A 16,241-nucleotide genomic window follows, 5' to 3' on the forward strand; every position below is an offset into this window, starting at 1 on the left:
CAAAAAGTGAATGAGAAATCAGAGGAATTGTAAATGAATAACAACACATTGCGGATCGGAACAAGAAAGAGCCGGTTGGCAATGGTCCAGACGGAAATTGTGCGGGAAGTGATTCTGGCACATTTTCCATTTTTAGAGATCGAAATTGTGCCGATGAGCACGAAGGGAGATAAGATCCTGGACCGTTCGCTGACCAGTTTTGGAGGAAAAGGAGTATTTACCAAAGAGCTGGAGGAAGCCCTTCTGGAAGGAACGATTGACATGGCAGTTCACAGCGCCAAGGATATGCCGATGGAATTCCCGAAAGGTCTGGCTCTGGGGGCAGTCCTTTCACGGGAAGACGCTTCGGATGTGCTTGTGACCACAACAGGCACTCCGGCATGCAAACTGGCGCCTGGCAGTGTGATCGGAACCAGTTCCCTGCGCAGACAGATCCAGATCCGGCAGATGAATCCGCAGGTGCAGGTGAAACTGCTGCGCGGAAATGTCCAGACCCGGCTGGAAAAGTTAAAGGGCGGGCAGTATGACGGGATTTTGCTGGCGGCGGCCGGGTTAAGGCGGTTGGAAATTGATGGGAAAAAACTTTGCGAAGATAAAAAACAGCCGGACTCTACTGGCAATCTGTATTTCGAGTATCTGGACCGGGAGAAGTTCGTACCGGCAGTAGGTCAGGGAATCCTGGCGGTAGAAATCCGGGAGGGAGAGTTGTCTGAAATTATGCAGGCCATTCACTCTGCGGAGACGGAAGCGGAGCTGACGGCAGAGCGGGAATTTCTGACGATTCTTGGCGGCGGCTGCAATGCGCCATGCGGCGCGCATTGCCGGCTGGATGAGGAGACAAGGAAGCTTTCTATGGATGTGATGTACGCAAGAGACGGCGTGCACCCGGAGTACCGGAGCAGTGAGGTCCTGGTGCAGGAAGATCTTTTGAAAAGCGCGAAAAAACTGGCACATGATCTGGCAGTTCTGGTCCGCTGCAAACCGGTTTATCTGGTGGGTGCCGGTCCGGGAGATGCCGGACTTTTTACGGAGAAAGGACTGGACTGCGTGCGGAAAGCAGAGGTGATCGTGTACGACAACCTGATTTCCGGTTCCATCTTAAATGAAGCCCGTCTGGATGCAGAGTTGATCTACGCAGGCAAGCGCTCCGGCAGTCATCATATGAAACAGGAAGAAATTTCAAAACTTCTGGTGAAAAAGGCATTGGAAGGGAAGTTGGTTGTCCGGTTAAAAGGCGGGGATCCCTTTATTTTCGGGCGCGGCGGAGAGGAAGCGCTGGAATTATCCAAAATGGATATTCCGTTTGAAATTGTGCCGGGTGTTTCTTCCTCCTACAGTGTTCCGGCCTATGCCGGAATTCCGGTGACACACCGTGGTCTGGCTTCCTCTTTTCATGTCATCACCGGACATGAGGATATCAGCAAAGAAGAGTCCTCACTGGATTACCGGACTCTTGCAAAGGAAGAGGGAACCCTGGTGTTTTTGATGGGACTGAAAAATCTGGATCAGATCGCTGCAAATCTGATTGCGAATGGAAAAGACCCACACACACCGGTGGCAGTGCTGGAACGGGGAACCACAGCAGCGCAGAGAAGCGTCAAGGCAGATCTGGAACATATTGCAAAAGTGGTTGCGGAAGCCGGTTTGAAAACACCGGCCATTTCTGTGATCGGTGCCGTAGCGGAGTTAAAGGATACCTTGTCCTGGTTTGGACGGGGCGTACTGTCCGGAAAACGGATTCTGGCAACGGGAACCAGGACTTTTGTCCGGGAAATGGAAGAAGCAATCCGCCCGCTTGGTGCAGAACTGATCGCTTTGAGCCTGATTGAAACAAGACCGTTGTGGAACGAACAGATCGAGCTGGCACTTAGCCAGATTGGCACATATCATTGGATCGTGTTCACCAGTGGAAATGGAGTGGATATATTCTTTGAACGGTTAAGAAAACAGGGGGTAGATCTGCGCCGCCTTATGAACGTGAAGTTTGCAGTCATTGGGCGGAAAACTGCAGCTGCACTTTTGCGTCATGGTTTCCAGAGTGATTTTGTACCAGAGATTTTTTCTGGTGCGGACCTGGCTTCCGAGTGGATCCCAACGTTAAAACCGGATGAGAAGGTTGCCTTATTCCGGGCGGAACATGGTTCCGGGGTACTGCCGCAGGCATTGGCAGAGGCAGGAATTGTGTATGATGATATCGGCTGTTATGAGACCTGGACTGACCTGCGCCGTGCAGAAGAATTAAACCGTGTGATCCAGGAAGTGGATTATGTGACGGTAGCGAGCAGTTCGGCAGCACAGGCACTGGCAGCGATGCTGGAGCCGGAGGTAAAAGCAGAACTGACTGCAAAGCTCATTTCCATCGGTCCATCCGCGACAAAAACCATGAAAGAGCTGGGACTTTTGGTATATGCAGATGCGGTGGAGTACACGGCGGAAGGCATCGCTGCAGTGATTCAGGCAGACGTGGAGGGAATGCTGTAGACTGGTTGAAACAAAAACAGTGGCTGCGCGGCATGCATTTGCGCAACGTGGAAACAGTAACATGGAGAGAAGTATGGAACATGATACAGGATATTTCCCAATATTTGTAGATTTGCAGGGAAAGAACATATTAATTGTGGGAGCCGGGAAGATTGCAGCCCGGCGCGCCACGGTTTTGGTGGAATTTGGTGCGGATGTGACGGTGGTGGCGCCGGATTTTGCACTGGTACGTGATACAGAAACTACAGATGGCTGGACGGAACGCAATGAGCTGCCGGATAGATCGAATGAGCGTGAAAAAAATCACTGGGAGTGCAAAAGCGTTTCGGTTCCAACACTTGCGGAGAGAGGACTTCTGGTTTGGAAGCATCGCGTTTTTGAGACACAGGATCTGGACCAGGCATTTCTGGTTATCGCAGCTACCAATGATCCGGTCGTAAACGATGAAATTGTACGTCTTTGCCGGGAACGTGGCATCCCTGTGAATCATGCGGGGGATCAGAACCAGTGTGATTTCCAGTTTCCTGCCATTGTGCGAAAAAATCCGGTTGTGATTGGAGTCAATGCAGGTGGGAAGAATCATGGTCTGGTGAAGCGGGTGGCTGCCGGATTGCGGGAGTGGATGGAGAGGATACACTTCGAATCATTGTAAAAAGAAAGACCTTACATTTTCACAGTTGAATGTGTAAGGTCTTTTTTCTATCATACATATAGCTAAAAGCAATTGTCAGTGATGGTGCTGTCTGATTAGGATGCCTGCAAATAGGTTTCAGCAACTTTCTGAAAACGTAAAAACAGCGGATAGTACATATCGATAATATCTCTGAATTTCTCGGCAGCAAAGCTTCCGTCATAGTCATGTGCAAGCTGATTTCGAGTTTTCAGCATCTGCATCCAGGTGTCATCATCAATCAAATGATTTGTGAAAGCCTGTTGCAGAGTCTCTCTGGGAGAATCGGTGGCAAAATCCAGAATTCCCATATTTTTCACCAGAATGTCTTTCATGACTTTCCAGGCAATGTCAAAGGTAAGGCTAAAATTCAAAACCGTACCTTCTAATACAAAATCAGCAGATGGATCCGCATACTTGCTCTTCTCCAGATTTTTCAAGCTTTTGCAGAACGTGTTGTAGCGGTTAATAGATTTGTTTTCCATATTTTCTGATATCCTCCAATGAATATGCGTTTATCACATCACACCAACGATTCGCAGTGAACACCACACCAACAGCAATGCCATAACAGCGTTCATCAGTCTATAATATCGGGTGTAAAACCGCTTCAGCACATTACCGGCAAATGCCCAGATCAGGTTTCCGAGTGCGCCAAGGATCATCAGATAAACGGCAAAGAAAAAGAGTATGCAAATTCTGGACTCGTAAGGCAGGATGTAAGCGGAAAACATGGTAAGACCGTAGATGATGATCTTCACATTTACTAACTGCAGGACAAAGCCCATCAGCCAGGTCGGTTTTTTTTCCTGCACCTGGTCGGACGGTGGGCGCCGTTTCCAGGTCTGCCACGCCAGATAGAGGATATAGGCTGCGCCCAGATATTTCATAACGGGCTGGATGCCCGGAATCACCGTGCCGAGCGTGCTGCAGAACAGTCCGGAAAGGCACATCAGCGTGAGGGAACCGCTCCAGATGCCAGTCATAAAGCGCAGGTTGCCGGATACCCCGTATTTGCTTGCTGTGGAAAGCAGCAGGATATTGTTGGGACCGGGTGACCACACGGTAAGGATGGCGGAGATGGTCATCTCGATCAGGACGGACAGCGGCATGAGTGATTCCTCCTTTTTCTTGTGTTCGTATAATTTGCAATCTGTTCCATTGCTTTGTGTACTTGCTGCGTCGGCTGCAAAAATACAGATTGCTTATATTTTCTTAATTATTTAGAATATTTCTTTTCTTCATACTCTTTCAGCAATTTCAGCGCTTCCTTTGACATCGGATAGAGCACCGCAATATTAAACAGCGTCATCAGTCCGATCCCGACATCGCCCAGATCCCAGACAACCGTGTACTGCTCAAGGCCACCGATAAACAGCATGATGAGAGCCAGCACCTTGTAGGCAGTCTGATAACACCAGCGGTTTCCAAAGAGGTATGCCACGTTGGAACGGGCGTAGAAGAGAATGCCGATGAAGGTGGAGAAGCTGAACAAAGCCAGGGTCACTGCAATAAAAATGACACCGGCATATCCCAGGTGGTACTGCATGGCGGTCTGCAGGAGATCCATGCCGGTAAGGCCGCCTGTCAGCTCTTCCGGAACCAGCAGCATGATCATGGCAGTGCAGCTGCAGATTACAAGGGTGTCAATCAGAACGCCAAGCGACTGGGTCAGACCGGTACGGACCGGATCTTTGCTCTGGGCGGCGGCAGCCGCGCAGGGAGCGGAGCCGGAACCAGCTTCATTGGAAAACAGACCGCGCTTGACCCCGTTCATAAGAACAGCTCCGAAACCGCCGGATACCGCCTGACGCATGCCGAAGGCCTCTGAAAAGATACGGCTGAATACGGACGGAAGCTTTGGCAGATTGACCAGGATGATGAACAATGTAAGCAGGAAAAAACCAACCGCCATGATCGGAACCATAATATCCAGAACTTTTATGGTTGCGTTTTTCCGAAGCACAATGACTGCAGCCAGTAATACCAGAAGGATCGTGGTGACGATGGGCGGAATCCGGAATGCGTTGGCAAAAGCAGAGCTTACGGAATTGCTGATTACCTGGCTGATGCCGCACCAGCAGATCAGGCCGGAGATGGCAAACAGGGAGGCAGTCAGGGAATGTCTGAGGGTTTTTCCGGTTTTTGCTTCGACAAAATGGTGAATGTAGTAAGCCGGTCCTCCGTGATAGCCGCCGTAAAGAGGGTCCGGTTCTTTGTATTTTTGTGCCAGAGCAGCTTCTACAAAGGCAGTAGAAGCACCGAGAAGGGCAGTCACCCACATCCAGAATACGGCACCGGCACCACCCAGGGAAACTGCAGCTACGACGCCTACCAGATTTCCCATGCCAACACGGGTGGCAGTGGAGATGATGAGCGTCTGAAATGAGGACAGGCTGTCCGGCGTTTCTTTTTTCTCTTTCAGGGCTTTCATCATGTCAGAGAACAGGCGAACCGGAAGCAGCCGGGTACGGATGGTAAAGTAGACTCCGGCCGGGATGAGCAGCAGAAGCATCAGGGAGATGCCCACAGAGCTTCCCATGACCGGAAGGGTAAACAGATCACCCCACAAAAAGGCATAAACGGTTTCAATGAGCTTTGTAATCAATGGTAAAAATCCTTTCTGAATCATGTTTTGGCAGCTGCGCAGGGAGGCACAGCTGCTGCAATGGTTCTATTATATAATTTGTAGCGCAGTTTGTAAATCCGGAAGTCATTCTTGTTTTTTGCACAGCGGGTTGCTACAATATGGATAAAAGGAAACTGTTCAGCAGACCTGTGCCTTTGCTGCACGGATATGCGGATGAACCGTTACGATAAAAGCAGGATGTCAGGGGGGAGAAGATGGCAACGATCATCGATGTTGCAAAGCTTGCAGGAGTGTCACAGGGAACAGCGTCGAATGTTTTAAACGGTAAGGGAAATGTCAGCAGCGAAAAAATCCGTGCGGTGGAAGAAGCAGCGCGCAGGCTGGGCTATACGATAAATGAAAGGGCCAGGATTCTTCGCAAGGGAAGCGGAAATATCATCTGTGTGATCGTCCCTTCCATGGAAAACCGGAATTATCGGGATTTTTATTATTGCCTGAAAAATTATGCAGAGGTCCGGGGGTTTATTGTAGAGTTATTGGTTACAAATAATAATCGCAAATGCGAATATGATATGCTCCAGAGAGCTAAGGCAGTGATGGCATTTGGAGTTGCAGCAGTCACCTGCATGAATCAGGAAGAGTGCAGGGAAGCCTATGCCGGATTTGAAAACCTGTGTTTTGTCGAACGGCACGGGGCAGAACATTATCCGTATTTTGGATTTGATTATGAACTGGCAGGAAAACGGATTGCTGAAAAAGTGATCTCAGAGGATTTTCATCGCATTGCAGTCATCACAGATTCCATGCGCTTTTCCAATGAGCATGATTTCAGCAGAGGACTGTGCAGCCGGTTCCGTGGTGGAAAAGTAAAATATACACATATTACAACAGATAACCGCCGTGTTTCTCATTCCATGATCGATCTTTTGATGAAGGAAGAGGATTATGATGCTGTGGTGACAAGCAATATACGGTTTGCAGAAAAAATCCGGCATGTGGTGGAGAATTTTTCTCTTGAGCAGCCAATTCCGATTTTTACGCTATCTTCCGTGACGTCACTTCCGGAGCAGGATTACCGGAAATATGAACTGAATTACGGCCTGCTGGGGCGGGCTGTTGCAGAAACACTCATTGGAGAAAGCGGTGAGAAGCAGGCACAGCCGGAACAGCTTTTTGAAAATGATGGATTTCGCCTGTGGAATCAGATGGAGTGTGGCAGCAGGCCGGTAAAGCAGCTGCGCATCCTTACGATTGACAGCCCGGAGACTATGATCTTAAAGGGACTCGCAAGGCTTTATACAAAAGAAACCGGTACACAGATCCTGTTTGATGTCTATGCTTATGACGATATTTATGAACAGTTTCTAAAAGCAGAGAAAAAGGATGTCTATGATATTTTCCGCCTGGATGTTACCTGGCTGTCGTGGCTGGCGGAGCGCATTCTGGTGCCGCTGGACGAAATTGACGCAGACATTGGCTCCTGCTACCAGGAATATATTCCGTCTCTGATCAAAAAGTATTCTGTGGTGCACGGCAGAGCCTATGCGCTTCCGGTTACACCGAGCACGCAGCTTCTGTTTTACAGAAAGGATCTCTTTGAAAACACTGCCGTGCGGAGACTTTACAGCGAAACGTATCATTCAGAACTGAAGGTGCCGAAAAGCTTTACAGAGTACAATCAGATTGCAGAATTTTTTGCGGAAAATGAACATCTGGAGCAGAATTACTATTCAAATCTGACATTGGGAAATCTGGGTGTTACGGCAACGGAATTTCTGACAAGGCTGTTCAGCCATAAAAAGCATCTTTATGAAAAGGACGGAAGAGTGGTGATCAATGACCAGGCTGGAATTCAGGCCCTCGAGGAGCTGGTGACGGCAAAACGGTATTCTGACAAGAAGGTTGTCAGATGGTGGACGACCTCAGCAAAGGATTTTGCGGAGGGGAAGCTGGCCATGATGATCAATTTCAGTAACTATGCATCAGAAATTCTGGGATCAGGCTCCAGGGTTGTCGGTAATATCGGAGTGGCCATGGTGCCGGGACGCAATCCAATCTACGGCGGAGGCACGATTGGCATTTCGAAAAACAGCAGCTGCAAGCAGGATGCGCTTGCTTTTATAAAGTGGCTGACCAGCGACCCGGTGGCTTCTGGCATGGCAGCTCTGGGAAGTGTTTCTCCCAGCATCAAAACATACAGTAAATACCATTATCGATTATATGCCGATCTTTATGGAGGAAGACCATGCTTCAGAGAAAATCGAAAAAATGAAGATTCATTATGCCGGAGCAGAACTTGTGTTTAAGACAGAGCAGTCACCGATCGTGCAGGAAGCCTACCTGGAAGAACAGAAGAAGAAAGGTCGTGTTTTATGGGGCAACGCGATTTTGTATTCCAGCCGTGTGCCGCTGGCGGGAGGGCATTCCGATGATATTTCACTGTTGGAAAATCCGGCTCAGGGATGGGGATGGCTTGCTCAGAAGGGCTTTGATATTATCCAGACAGACTGGACCATGCATTGTGTCAATTATCTCAGGGAAAATAATTATCGGAAGTGATAAGGTATGAAGTTAAATTTTTTGGGCTGTGGTTCCTCGTTTAATCCGTTGGATGGAAACACCAGTGCATACTTTACGATCGGAAGAAAGCTGTACATTGTGGATGTTGGAGAAAGTGTTTTTCTGAAGCTGTATCAGAAAGATCTTCTGAGACAGTATGATGAAATCCTGATTTTGATCACGCATCTGCATGCAGATCATGTGGGAAGTCTGCCGTCGCTTATTTCATATGCATATTATGTGCTGGGAAAAACGGTGATGGTCATGCATCCTGATCCCGGGCTGTGGCAGCTTCTGGATCTGATGGGGATTGACCGCGCGGCCTATCACCGGCTGGAGTGCCATGCTCTGGAAGACGGTAAGTTAAACATCAATGCGGTTCCGGTCAGACATGCAGATGACATGCGCTGTTATGGCTATGTGATCGAGTGCGACGGGGAGAGCATATATTACAGTGGGGATTCTTATGAAATTCCGGAATCCATTCTTCAAAAATTCCGAAATAGAGAGATCATCCGGATTTATCAGGATACTGCGGAATTTTCTTCCGGCCATCGCTCGCATTGTCCATTAGAAGAACTGGAGCGCGATATTCCGGAAGATCTGAGGAAATATGTGTACTGTATGCATTTTACAACAGATTTCACGGAAAAATTAAAGACAATGGGATTTTGCCAGGTCATGCAGCCGGTGAAAATCTGAACAGGAAAATCCTCCGGACGTTCAAGTTCGGAGGATTTTCTTGTTTTTTTTCAGGATGACCCTTATAATGATTCTGAAATGTTGGAACAAACAGGAAAGAGAGATTTACGATATGAACAGCATGCAGATTCCTGCCCATGTGGAGCAGATCATTCATACGTTAAACAGCCACGGCTACGAGGCCTTTGCGGTAGGCGGCTGTGTGCGTGACACCCTGCTTGGACGCAAACCCGGTGACTGGGATATTACTACTTCTGCAAGGCCGGAGCAGGTAAAGGCATTGTTTCGCCGAACCATCGACACCGGCATTCAGCACGGCACAGTAACGATCATGATGGACCGCACCGGTTATGAGGTGACGACATATCGCATTGACGGTGAGTATGAGGATGGACGTCATCCAAAGCAGGTGGAATTTACTTCAGATCTTCTGGAAGACCTGCGCCGCAGGGATTTTACCATCAATGCCATGGCCTACAGTCATGCGACCGGGATCGTGGATGCCTTTGACGGTGTGGCAGATTTAAAAGCCCGCCGTATCCGCTGTGTGGGCAATGCCATGGAGCGCTTTACGGAGGATGCGCTGCGCATTTTACGTGCTATCCGTTTTTCCGCGCAGCTTGATTTTGAGATTGAGAAAGAAACCTTTGAAGCAATTTCCGTGATCGCACCGAATCTGGCAAAGGTGAGCAAGGAGCGCATCCAGATGGAGCTTACCAAGCTTCTCTGCTCTGAGCATCCGGAAAAGATCCGCGAAGTCTATGAGACCGGCATCAGTACTTATGTGTCACCGGCCTTTGCCGCGCTGGACTGGCAGAATGCCCGGGTATCTGCAGCGCTGCCGAAAGAAAAATATGTGCGCTGGGCAGCTTTTCTTCGCTGTGGAAACAGTCCGGAAAACGCAGTGCGGGTACTTCGGGATTTAAAGCTGGACAATGAAACGGTGTCCAGGGTAAAGACCCTGGTGACTTGGGCAGATGTAACCCCTGCGGCCGATGAAGCCGAGGTACGCCGTATGATGAGCTGCATGGAGCCGGAGGTCTGGGACAGCCTGATGGAGTTAAATGGCTATGGAATGGAAATTCGTGCTCTGGTTGCCCTGATCCGCGGACGGGGCGACTGCTTAAGCTTAAAAGAGCTTGCCGTAAAGGGCCAGGATCTCATTGCCGCCGGGGTGAAGCCGGGCAAAGAGATGGGGACCATGCTGCATGAGCTGTTGGAGCATGTGCTTGAGGTGCCGCAGGATAATGAGAAGGAGACGCTTCTGAAGCTTCTTGCAGATATGCACAGATAGGAAATTTATGGCAGAAATGTATAATCCCTGAAATCTTTTCATAGGTTGGAGAGTATCTTCCTGTTTGCTGGTGCATGAAGTGGAGGGGTGAGCGTGATCGACAGTTATCTGGAGGTTTTGAAGCAGTACGAAGGAGAAGTATTGAACGTCCGGCGCGGACGCGGAGCCTGGATCTGTGAGTATCCGGACGGTCTCCGGCTCTTAAAAGAGTACCGGGGGTCTCAAACGCGTCTGGAGTTTGAGGATGCAGTGCAGGAAGAACTTTCGCAGATGGAAATCTGCCGGATGGACCGTTATGTAAGAAATCTGGAAGGAAACCTGATGACGGCAGGTCCGGATGGAGTCCGGTATGTTTTAAAACACTGGTTTACCGAGCGGGAATGCAGCCTGCGGGAGCGGCGGGAAATCCTTTTTTGCGTCCGCCAGATTGCCCGGCTTCATAAAGGACTTCAGAAAATCCCCTGGCAGGAGGCATGGAGCCTGGGCTCTACGGTGCCGCCTGATCTTTCTGAGGAGATGGCGCGTCACAACCGGGAAATGAAACGGGTGCGGAATTTTATTCGGGGAAAACGAAAGAAAACAGAATTTGAATTACGTGTCATGCAAAGTTTCGATGAGTATTATCATCAGGCACTGCAGGCAGAACAAGGGCTGGAGCCGCTGGATCACGATCAGGCGGAAAACCGGCTCTTTTTGTGTCATGGTGATTTAGACCAGCACCACATTCTGCCGATGCAGGAAAACAGAATGGCGGCATTCATTGAATTCAGCCAGATGCATCTTGGGCAGCAGATGAGCGATCTGTACCGGTTTATGCGGAAAGTGATGGAGAAGCATGGATGGAATGCGTTTCTGGGAAATGCCATGCTTGAGGCTTATCATGAGGTACTGCCCATGACGGAAGAAGACCGGAACTATCTGTATTATCTGTTTTTATATCCAGAAAAATACTGGAAACAGCTGAATTACTATTACAATGCCAACAAAGCCTGGATTCCGGATAAAAATGTAGAAAAACTGAAAAATCTGGAGATGCAGCAGCATGCGAGAAAACACTTTCTGGAGAGTCTGTTTTGAAAATAAATAGAAAAATTATCAGAAATCTGTCGTCTTTTGTCGTTCATAAATTGACAATGAAGACAGGTTCAGCTTTCCTTTTTTTCTTTACTGAGGTATAATAAAAACAGTGGTAACTGTGAGGAGATTTGGCAGTTACAGCATGAAATTAAGAGGGAGCACAGGAGGAAAGTTTTTTATGAAGGATTACATGAAGATTTACCAGGAATGGCTGTCTAACCCGTATTTCGATGAGGATACCAAGGCAGAATTAAAGGCAATCGAGCATGATGAAAACGAGATCAAAGAGCGCTTCTATATGGATCTGGAGTTCGGCACTGCCGGTCTGCGCGGCATTATCGGCGCAGGAATCAACCGCATGAATATCTATGTGGTGCGCCGCGCGACCCAGGGCCTGGCAAACTATATCATCAAACAGGGCGGCAGCAAGAAAGGCGTTGCCATTGCCTACGATTCCAGACATATGTCCCCGGAATTTGCAGATGAAGCAGCACGTACCCTGGCAGCCAACGGCATCAAGGCTTATAAGTTTGAGTCTCTTCGTCCGACTCCGGAGCTGTCCTTTGCAGTGCGCGAGTTAGGCTGCATCGCTGGCATTAACGTAACGGCAAGCCACAACCCGCCGGAATACAATGGTTACAAAGTATACTGGGAAGATGGCGCACAGTTTACTCCGCCGCACGACAAAGGGGTAACCGAAGAGGTTCTTGCCATCGAGGATCTGTCCACCGTAAAGACCATGAGCGCAGAGGATGCCATGGCAGCAGGTCTCTATCAGGTGATCGGCAAGGAAATCGACGACAAATACATCGCACATGTCAAAGCACAGGTTGTAAACCAGGATGCGATCGACAAGATGCAGAAGGATATCACCATCGTTTACACCCCGCTTCACGGAACCGGCAACATCCCGGTGCGCAGAGTCTTAAAAGAGATTGGTTTCGAGAATGTTTATGTAGTACCGGAGCAGGAACTTCCGAACGGCGATTTCCCAACCGTAAGCTATCCGAACCCGGAGGCAGCAGAGGCATTTGCCCTGGGCTTAAAGCTGGCTGAGGAGAAGAACGCAGACCTCGTTCTTGCAACGGACCCGGATGCAGACCGTCTTGGCGTATATGTAAAAGACACCAAATCCGGTAAATATATTTCCCTTACCGGTAATATGTCCGGTTCCCTGCTGTGCGAGTACGTGCTGAGCCAGAAGGCTGCAAAGAACGCGATTCCGGCAGACGGCGAAGTCGTAAAATCCATCGTAAGCACGAACCTCATCGACGCAGTGGCTGCTTCCTACGGCTGCAAGCTGGTAGAGTGCCTGACCGGATTTAAGTGGATCGGCCAGCAGATCTTAAAAGAGGAGCGCACCGGCGTTGGCCATTATATGTTCGGTATGGAAGAGAGCTACGGCTGCCTGATTGGCACCTATGCCCGTGATAAAGACGCTGTATCCGCAACCGTTGCCCTTTGCGAGGCAGCTGCCTACTACAAGACCAAAAACATGACTCTGTGGGATGCCATGGTAGAAATGTATGAGAAATACGGCTACTACAAAGACGCCGTGAAATCCATTGGTTTATCCGGCATCGAAGGTCTGGCAAAGATCCAGTCCATTATGGAACACTTCCGTAACAACACGCCGGAAGGCTTTGGTGACTACAAGGTACTCTCTGCAAGAGATTACAAGAACGACACCATCCGCAACATGGCAACCGAAGAAGTAACACCGACCGGTCTGCCGTCCTCCAACGTGCTCTACTACGACATGAACGACAATGCATGGCTGTGCATCCGTCCGTCCGGCACCGAGCCGAAGATCAAGTTCTACTACGGAATCAAGGGAACTTCCTTAGAGGATGCAGATGCGAAGTCCGAGGCACTTGGAAAAGCGTTGATGGGGGAAGTGGACAAGCTGCTGTAATATAAACAATATCGCACAGTAAATCAAAGGGGCGAAAGTTTCCACAGCCGCCATACATGGCGGCTGTGGAAACTTTCGCCCCTCGTTCGTTACTGCACAATATTGTTTATATTGATATGCTTTTTCTGTAAATCTCACTGATTTTTGCAACATTGTAATTTGGACCATATTCTTTTGCGATGTTATATATTTTTTCAACCGTAGCGAGATCAATTTCCAGTATTTCAGATATTTGTTTCGGCATAATTCCTTGTTCAATTTTTTTAACGATCAAATCCGTCAGTATTGAAGCCTCTCCTTGAGCCTTACCGATTGCCTGCCCGCGTTCTAATCTTATCGATAAAATACTCATTCACAGCCTCCTGTAGATTTATTAAATTTTGTTATAAGTTAAGACGAGGTACTAAAGAAGTTTTCCAAATGTTCGGAATAGTATGCTTGAAGCATATCATTGATTAAATTTTTTTCCAAGTTGGATGATCGATGATTATTTAAGCGAATCAGCTGCAGATATCGATAGTAGTTCTTGGGTGGCAGGCACCAGCAAAGATCTTGACAAGTGGAGCAGGAAAGATATGAAGCAATTGGCATAAGTGTGATACCGAGCTGATTTTTAACCATTTCCATAATGGAATTTGTATTGTTAATGTTACAGAATACATGGAAGCCAGGACAGTAGTCATTGAGGATATCTATAGCAACTGCGCCATCGGAGGTTTCTGCCGGGGAAAGAATAAATGGTTCTGCGCGAAAATGAGAAATATCTGTTTGGGGCGGAAACTTTCCAACGGGGACAGCAAATTCTGGGTGTGCTTTTAAAATGGGATGATCTGGAGCTAAAAATAAAGCAAAAGGTTCTTTGCGGATTAGTTCTACATTACAGTCTGGCAGTGACAAAAGAGAATCTCTGGCTAAAATAATAAAATCCAGTTCCAAATGCTGCAGTAGATGCAACAGTGAAAAAGCACGACCTTCCGATACAGAGATATCTGTATTGGCATAGAGTTCTTTATGAGATGCGAGTACTTTAGAAAAAATATGAAATCCATAATTGCTGGCTAATCCAATACGGATTCGTTGTTGAAATTTTAAAGTTTGTAATTGTGCGTATAGTCGGTTACGTACGTTGAGCATTTCACCTGCAGTTTGTACATAAATTTGCCCTTCAGAAGTAATTTTTAGACGGTTCTTTTCGCGAGTAAAGAGACGGATGCCGAGTTCTTGCTCTAGATTACTGAGAAAAAGGCTTAAGGCTGGTTCGGAAATAGATAAAATTTTTGACGCTTCCGAAAGATTTTCATGTTTGGCAACTTCACAAATATATTCTAATTCTTTTAAAATCATAGGACATTGTGCACTTTTTATAATAAAAGTGAGAAAAAAACTTAATTTTATAACTATTAAAAATATTCTATAGTAAACTATAAGGAAAATCAATAGTAGTTATAAAATATATGTGTTCGACAAAAATGGAAAATATGTCTATAATTGAGAAAAACAAAGATATGATATTTCTATAAAACAAAAATATTCAAAACTAATGAGAATATTCTGAAAACAATGCAGAGCGAAAAGTTACAATATAGAATATCATATACATTTAAAAGGAGGAACTACTATGAAAAAAAGAAGACTATTGGCAGCGTTGATGACAGCAGCGATGACAATCAGCTTAGCAGCGTGCGGCGGTTCATCGACAACTTCAACAACAGCGGCTAATTCAACGGCAGAAACAACAGCAGCGGCTGCATCGGAGGAGACAAAGGCAGAAGCAGCCGGTGCAGTTGACTGGTCAGCAGTTGATGTTTGGGATTTGATTGATCAGCAGGAATTGAACTTTAAAATTGGCATCATGAGTAGTTCTGTTAGCCAGGGTGAAGAAAATTACCGTAGTGCGATTCGTCTGCAGGAGAAGTACGGAGAGGATAAGGTTCTGGTAGATACTTTCCCGGCTAATGCAGTTGCAGAGCAGGAAACTACAATTTCCAAGGTTATGGCGATGGCATCAGATCCAGATGTCAAAGCAATTGTATTTAATCAGGCACAGGATGGTACGATTGCAGCAATTAAAAAATTAAAAGAAGTGCGAGATGATGTTTTGACAGTTGCCTGCAATCCGAATGAAGATTATGATGAGATGGCAACAGTAGCAGACGTTGTCTTATGTAAAGATCAGCTTGGTTTTGCAGATCAGGTTGCAAACTTGGCTGTATCTATGGGCGCAAAGAATTTCGTGCACTATTCTTTCCCAAGACATATGTCTAATCAGAATATCGCAAAGAGATGTGAACGGATGAAAGAAATCTGTGAAGAGAATGGCATTAACTTCCTTGAAGTAACTGCTCCAGATCCACAGGGAGATTCTGGTACTGCAGGTACGCAGCAGTTTATCTTGGAAGATGTTCCGCGTCAGATTAAATCTCTTGGTGAAGATACTGTGTTCTTCTCTACCAATACTGCAATGCATGAGCCAATCATTAAATGCGTATTTGAGGGTCATGCGATGTACTGTGGACAGTCTGATCCAACTCCGTTTGATGGATTCCCGGCAGCTTTGAATATTGAGGTACCGGAAGACAAGAAAGGTGATAGTGATTATATGCTGTCAGCAATTCAGGAAAAGGTAAATGAAGCCAATGAAAACGGTCGTGTTTCCACTTGGCCGGTATCTCTGAATATGACTTATGTACAGGCTGGTACCATGTATGCAATGCTCTACTGCAGTGGTGTTGTTACTGAGACAAAGGGTGATGCTGCTCTTGAGGCACTTCAGGCATGTTACAGAACTTTATCTGGCGAAGGTGCAGAGGTAAATTATTGGGCAAATAACGATGGTAAAGAATACGATTATGTATTCCGTGTCCTTGGCGGACAGCATGTTTTTGAATAAAAACAAGAAAACAGATACAGGCGGCGGTCTTTAGGCGCCGCCTGTTTTTTCATACGAAAAACA

The 16,241-nt window shown here is 47.3% G+C and carries 14 protein-coding genes; 9 read left to right on the plus strand and 5 right to left on the minus strand.

Features of this window, described 5'->3' with window-relative positions; all coding sequences use genetic code 11:
* Positions 1 to 33: 33 nt before the first annotated feature.
* On the plus strand, positions 34 to 2,481 hold the full coding sequence (gene hemC / locus DWZ40_RS04950) for a hydroxymethylbilane synthase (RefSeq protein WP_118541335.1): 2,448 nt from the start codon (positions 34 to 36) through the stop codon (positions 2,479 to 2,481).
* 73 nt (positions 2,482 to 2,554) lie between these two features.
* On the plus strand, positions 2,555 to 3,133 hold the full coding sequence (locus DWZ40_RS04955) for a bifunctional precorrin-2 dehydrogenase/sirohydrochlorin ferrochelatase (protein WP_182431620.1): 579 nt from the start codon (positions 2,555 to 2,557) through the stop codon (positions 3,131 to 3,133).
* A gap of 95 nt (positions 3,134 to 3,228) precedes the next feature.
* Here DWZ40_RS04955 and DWZ40_RS04960 read toward each other — a convergent pair whose 3' ends face one another.
* The 3 genes from DWZ40_RS04960 to DWZ40_RS04970 all read right to left on the minus strand — a co-directional run bounded on the left by DWZ40_RS04960 (position 3,229) and on the right by DWZ40_RS04970 (position 5,783).
* On the minus strand, positions 3,229 to 3,636 hold the full coding sequence (locus DWZ40_RS04960) for an HI0074 family nucleotidyltransferase substrate-binding subunit (protein ID WP_118541339.1): 408 nt from the start codon (positions 3,634 to 3,636) through the stop codon (positions 3,229 to 3,231).
* Positions 3,637 to 3,669: 33 nt separating this feature from the next.
* Positions 3,670 to 4,263 (minus strand): LysE family transporter, encoded by a 594-nt coding sequence (locus DWZ40_RS04965; protein WP_118541341.1) that lies wholly within the window; start codon positions 4,261 to 4,263, stop codon positions 3,670 to 3,672.
* A 107-nt stretch (positions 4,264 to 4,370) separates the two neighbouring features.
* Positions 4,371 to 5,783, minus strand: coding sequence for an alanine/glycine:cation symporter family protein (locus tag DWZ40_RS04970; protein ID WP_347560046.1), 1,413 nt, complete (start codon positions 5,781 to 5,783; stop codon positions 4,371 to 4,373).
* A 212-nt stretch (positions 5,784 to 5,995) separates the two neighbouring features.
* On the opposite strand from DWZ40_RS04970, the gene DWZ40_RS04975 reads away from it, so the two are divergent.
* From DWZ40_RS04975 to DWZ40_RS05000, 6 genes are all read left to right on the plus strand, one after another.
* Complete coding sequence (locus DWZ40_RS04975) at positions 5,996 to 8,047, plus strand: extracellular solute-binding protein (RefSeq protein WP_118541343.1); 2,052 nt, start codon at positions 5,996 to 5,998, stop codon at positions 8,045 to 8,047.
* A complete protein-coding gene (locus tag DWZ40_RS04980; RefSeq protein ID WP_243035205.1) occupies positions 8,010 to 8,300 on the plus strand; it encodes a DUF4996 domain-containing protein in 291 nt (96 codons plus the stop codon). Before DWZ40_RS04975 ends, DWZ40_RS04980 begins: the two co-directional genes overlap by 38 nt.
* Positions 8,301 to 8,306: 6 nt before the next feature.
* The gene (locus tag DWZ40_RS04985; RefSeq protein WP_118541347.1) at positions 8,307 to 9,002 is read left to right on the plus strand and encodes an MBL fold metallo-hydrolase; all 696 of its coding nucleotides are present in this window, start codon (positions 8,307 to 8,309) and stop codon (positions 9,000 to 9,002) included.
* A gap of 67 nt (positions 9,003 to 9,069) precedes the next feature.
* Entirely contained in the window at positions 9,070 to 10,296 is a 1,227-nt protein-coding gene (locus DWZ40_RS04990; protein ID WP_347560047.1) for a CCA tRNA nucleotidyltransferase, read from the plus strand.
* Positions 10,297 to 10,389: 93 nt separating this feature from the next.
* Positions 10,390 to 11,373: a spore coat protein CotS gene (locus DWZ40_RS04995; RefSeq protein WP_118541349.1), complete on the plus strand. Its 984-nt coding sequence runs from the start codon at positions 10,390 to 10,392 to the stop codon at positions 11,371 to 11,373.
* Between the two features lie 178 nt (positions 11,374 to 11,551).
* Positions 11,552 to 13,288 (plus strand): phospho-sugar mutase, encoded by a 1,737-nt coding sequence (locus tag DWZ40_RS05000; protein WP_118541351.1) that lies wholly within the window; start codon positions 11,552 to 11,554, stop codon positions 13,286 to 13,288.
* A 106-nt stretch (positions 13,289 to 13,394) separates the two neighbouring features.
* On the opposite strand, the gene DWZ40_RS05005 is transcribed toward DWZ40_RS05000, so the two are convergent.
* Complete coding sequence (locus DWZ40_RS05005; protein WP_118541353.1) at positions 13,395 to 13,640, minus strand: hypothetical protein; 246 nt, start codon at positions 13,638 to 13,640, stop codon at positions 13,395 to 13,397.
* A 38-nt stretch (positions 13,641 to 13,678) separates the two neighbouring features.
* Positions 13,679 to 14,632, minus strand: a complete 954-nt coding sequence (locus DWZ40_RS05010) for a LysR family transcriptional regulator (RefSeq protein ID WP_118541355.1) — start codon at positions 14,630 to 14,632, stop codon at positions 13,679 to 13,681.
* A 274-nt stretch (positions 14,633 to 14,906) separates the two neighbouring features.
* On the opposite strand from DWZ40_RS05010, the gene DWZ40_RS05015 reads away from it, so the two are divergent.
* Positions 14,907 to 16,178: a DUF3798 domain-containing protein gene (locus DWZ40_RS05015; RefSeq protein ID WP_118541357.1), complete on the plus strand. Its 1,272-nt coding sequence runs from the start codon at positions 14,907 to 14,909 to the stop codon at positions 16,176 to 16,178.
* Positions 16,179 to 16,241: the final 63 nt, after the last annotated feature.

Origin of the sequence: Clostridium sp. AF32-12BH (assembly GCF_003477935.1) — a bacterium.
Taxonomy (GTDB): Bacteria; Bacillota; Clostridia; order Lachnospirales; family Lachnospiraceae; genus Brotaphodocola.

Bases quoted from the DNA above. Each gene is read 5' to 3' on its own strand.
- DWZ40_RS04970 (WP_347560046.1), bottom strand. From the start codon at position 5,783: ATGATTCAGAAAGGATTTTTACCATTGATTACAAAGCTCATTGAAACC.
- hemC (WP_118541335.1), top strand. From the start codon at position 34: ATGAATAACAACACATTGCGGATCGGAACAAGAAAGAGCCGGTTGGCA.
- DWZ40_RS04965 (WP_118541341.1), bottom strand. From the start codon at position 4,263: ATGCCGCTGTCCGTCCTGATCGAGATGACCATCTCCGCCATCCTTACC.
- DWZ40_RS04990 (WP_347560047.1), top strand. From the start codon at position 9,070: ATGATTCTGAAATGTTGGAACAAACAGGAAAGAGAGATTTACGATATG.
- DWZ40_RS04960 (WP_118541339.1), bottom strand. From the start codon at position 3,636: ATGGAAAACAAATCTATTAACCGCTACAACACGTTCTGCAAAAGCTTG.
- DWZ40_RS04975 (WP_118541343.1), top strand. From the start codon at position 5,996: ATGGCAACGATCATCGATGTTGCAAAGCTTGCAGGAGTGTCACAGGGA.
- DWZ40_RS05000 (WP_118541351.1), top strand. From the start codon at position 11,552: ATGAAGGATTACATGAAGATTTACCAGGAATGGCTGTCTAACCCGTAT.
- DWZ40_RS05010 (WP_118541355.1), bottom strand. From the start codon at position 14,632: ATGATTTTAAAAGAATTAGAATATATTTGTGAAGTTGCCAAACATGAA.
- DWZ40_RS04955 (WP_182431620.1), top strand. From the start codon at position 2,555: ATGGAACATGATACAGGATATTTCCCAATATTTGTAGATTTGCAGGGA.
- DWZ40_RS05015 (WP_118541357.1), top strand. From the start codon at position 14,907: ATGAAAAAAAGAAGACTATTGGCAGCGTTGATGACAGCAGCGATGACA.
- DWZ40_RS04985 (WP_118541347.1), top strand. From the start codon at position 8,307: ATGAAGTTAAATTTTTTGGGCTGTGGTTCCTCGTTTAATCCGTTGGAT.
- DWZ40_RS05005 (WP_118541353.1), bottom strand. From the start codon at position 13,640: ATGAGTATTTTATCGATAAGATTAGAACGCGGGCAGGCAATCGGTAAG.
- DWZ40_RS04980 (WP_243035205.1), top strand. From the start codon at position 8,010: ATGAAGATTCATTATGCCGGAGCAGAACTTGTGTTTAAGACAGAGCAG.